This window comes from Thermodesulfobacteriota bacterium, from assembly GCA_040755095.1.
Classification (GTDB): domain Bacteria; phylum Desulfobacterota; class Desulfobulbia; order Desulfobulbales; family JBFMBH01; genus JBFMBH01.
The window spans coordinates 1-2802 of sequence record JBFMBH010000237.1 but is presented as its reverse complement, the minus strand read 5'-3'; the positions used below and the strand labels follow the sequence as shown (position 1 = coordinate 2802).

Sequence of the window (2802 nt, the reverse complement as noted above, 5' to 3'; positions counted from 1 at the left end):
CGGTCGTTGACGTTTCGGATCAGTGCTGCCGGTCCCTTCTGCGGTTGGACATTCCTTGCTCGCTATTCGACATTCGTTGATGGAGGTGGGACCATGAACGATGGCCGGTGCTGGTGGATCCGGGTGGCGGTGTGGGCTGGTGCTCTGTGGGGACTGGGCGGCGGTTGGCTACCGGCCATGGCGGCGGGACCGCCAGCAGCGCCGCCCCCGCCGCCGGCCGCTCGCCCGGCCCAGCCGTCTCAGGCCGGCCCGCCGGCTCCCCTGGTCCGCCTCATCACGCCCGGTCGCTTCGATGTCGGCGGCTGCCAGTTGGACAAGGCGGCCGGCGAGGTGTCCTTCCCGGCGAAGGTCAACATGGACAAGGGGCTTCTGGAATACGTGGTGGTGGCCGCTGGCGGCAAGGTGCACGAGAGCCTGCTCCGCACCGAGGTGGAGCCCTTTGCCCTGCAGATGGCCCTGCTCCTGGCCGGCCTGGAGGGGACGCTTTCGCCCCTGCCCGCCCAGGGGGCCAGCGAGCTGCCCAGCGGCGATCCGGTTCGCCTGACGGTGCGCTGGGATGCCGGCGGCAGCCCCCGCACGGTGCCGGTGGAGGACTGGCTGCTGCGGCGGCAGGTGCCGGCAAGCCCGCTGCCTTGGGTGTTCACCGGCTCCGTCATCGACCGGGGGGTGTTTATGGCCCAGACCGAGCGCTCCCTGGTGGCCATCTACCACGATCCCCTGGCCCTCATCGATCACCGGGCTGAAGATGGCGCCAGTGACGAGATCTGGTTTGTCAACGACCAGGCGGTGCCGCCGGCCGGCACCCCGGTGACGGTAACCATCCGGCGGGCGCCCGCCTCGCCCCTGCCGTAAGGAGGATGTCATGGAATCGACCAGGATCCTGCTCGCCGTTGCGGCGGCGCTTCTTGTGGGCCTCGCGCCCCTGTCCGGCCAGGCCGCCGAAGAGCCGCCGGCCGCACCGCCGGCCGGCGATCTGTCCCTGAAGCTGGAGGTGCAGCACGCCATCGAACGGTCGCTCCAGTGGCTGGCCGGGCAGCAGAATCCCGCCGGCTACTGGTCGCAGCCGGATCACCCGGCCCTGACCGGGCTGGTGGTCACCGCCTTCCTCAACGAGCCCACGGGTGCCATCCGGGCCAATCCGCCGGCCGGGGTCAAGAAGGGCCTCAGCCAGATGCTCTCCGCGGTGCAGCCGGACGGCGGCATCTACGTCAAGGATCTGGCCAACTACAACACCTCGGTGGTCATGACCGCCCTGGTGGCCACCTTTGACCCGGCCTACGAGCCGATCCTGCGCCGGGCCCGCAGCTTCCTGGTTGGTCTGCAGCAGGATTATGACCAGCCCCGGGAAACCGACAACCCCATGGACGGCGGTATCGGCTACGGCAGCAGCTACACCCATTCGGACCTGTCCAACACCATGTTCGCGATGGAGGCCCTCTACTACACGAAATTTCTGGCCCGGGGCCAGGAAGGGCCGGCGGCTGAGCTCAAGGATCTCAACTGGGAGGCGGCCTTGCGCTTTGTCAGCCGCTGCCAGAACCTGCCGGGCATGAACGACCAGCCCTGGGCCAGCGATGATCCGGCCAACCGGGGCGGCTTCATCTACTTTCCCGGGGACAGCAAGGCCGGGGAAGAGGAGCTGGAGGCGGGCAGCGGCCGCAAGGCCCTGCGCTCCTACGGCAGCATCAGCTACGCCGGCCTCCTCTCCCTGGTCTACGCCGACCTCGGCCCCAAGGACCCCCGGGTGCGGGCAGTGGTGGAGTGGCTGGGCAAGAACTTCACCCTGGACGAGAACCCGGGCATGGGCGCCCAGGGCCTCTATTATTACTACCACGCCATGGCCAAGGCCCTGGCTGCCGCCGGCATCGACCATCTGACCCTGGCAGACGGCAGCGCGGTGGACTGGCGGCGGCAGCTGGCCGTAAAGCTCCTCGACCTCCAGAGGGGCGACGGCTCCTGGGTGAACGAGAACGGTCGCTGGTGGGAAAAGGATCCGGTGCTGGTGACCAGCTATGCGGCCATCGCCCTGGAGGTGATCCATCGGGGGCTGTGAGGCCTTTGGCGATGCAGCTGGCGTGCAGCAGCAATGCCTTTGTCCGCCAGAGCCTGGCCGAGGCCCTGGCGGCGATTGCCGCCATCGGCTACCGGGCAGTGGAGATCCTGGCTGACCGGCCCCATCTCTTCCCGTTGGACTGGGTGCCCGGGGAGCTGCGCGGGCTTGCCGGGGAGCTGGAGCGCCGGGGACTGGCAGTGGCGAGTCTCAATGCCAACACCGCCTGTGGCTACTATCCGGTGACCTTCTGGGAGCCGGTCTTCGAGCCCTCCCTGGCCAACCCGGAGCCGGCCGCCCGGCGCTGGCGCATCGACTGCACCCGCCGGGCCGTGGATCTGGCCCACACCCTGGGCGCCCCCCTGGTGACCGTGACCAGCGGCCGGCTGGTGCCGGGGATCGACCGGCCGGCGGCCCTCGCCCTGCTGGCCGACTCCCTGCACGAGGTGCTGGCCCACGCCAGTGCTGCCGGGGTGCGGATCGGCATCGAGTATGAGCCCGGTCTCCTGGTGGAATCGGCGGCCGATCTCCTGCTCCTCCTGGCGCAGCTGGATTCCCCCTGGCTGGGGGCCAATCTCGATCTGGGCCACAGCCACGTGGCCGGCGAGGAGCCGGAGCCGGTGATCACCGCCCTGGCGGGCCGGATCTTCGGGGTGCACCTGGAGGACATCGCCGGCCGCCGGCACCAGCACCTGGTGCCCGGCGACGGCGATCTGGACTTCGACCGCCTCGGCCGGGCCCAGGCCGCCGCC

3 protein-coding genes are annotated in these 2802 nt (G+C 70.0%); all 3 read left to right on the top strand.

Annotation, left to right across the window (positions count from 1 at the left end):
* Window positions 1-93 precede the first annotated feature (93 nt).
* The gene (locus AB1634_19275; protein MEW6221655.1) at window positions 94-852 is read left to right on the top strand and encodes a YdjY domain-containing protein; all 759 of its coding nucleotides are present in this window, start codon (window positions 94-96) and stop codon (window positions 850-852) included.
* 10 nt (window positions 853-862) lie between these two features.
* Window positions 863-2053 (top strand): cycloartenol synthase, encoded by a 1191-nt coding sequence (locus AB1634_19270; GenBank protein MEW6221654.1) that lies wholly within the window; start codon window positions 863-865, stop codon window positions 2051-2053.
* Between the two features lie 11 nt (window positions 2054-2064).
* The coding region (locus AB1634_19265; GenBank protein ID MEW6221653.1) for a sugar phosphate isomerase/epimerase family protein at window positions 2065-2802 on the top strand (738 nt) is incomplete at its 3' end.

What these genes read in the sequence shown, in the direction of transcription:
- AB1634_19275 (MEW6221655.1), top strand. Translation starts at nt 94, where the DNA reads ATGAACGATGGCCGGTGCTGGTGGATCCGGGTGGCGGTGTGGGCTGGT.
- AB1634_19270 (MEW6221654.1), top strand. Translation starts at nt 863, where the DNA reads ATGGAATCGACCAGGATCCTGCTCGCCGTTGCGGCGGCGCTTCTTGTG.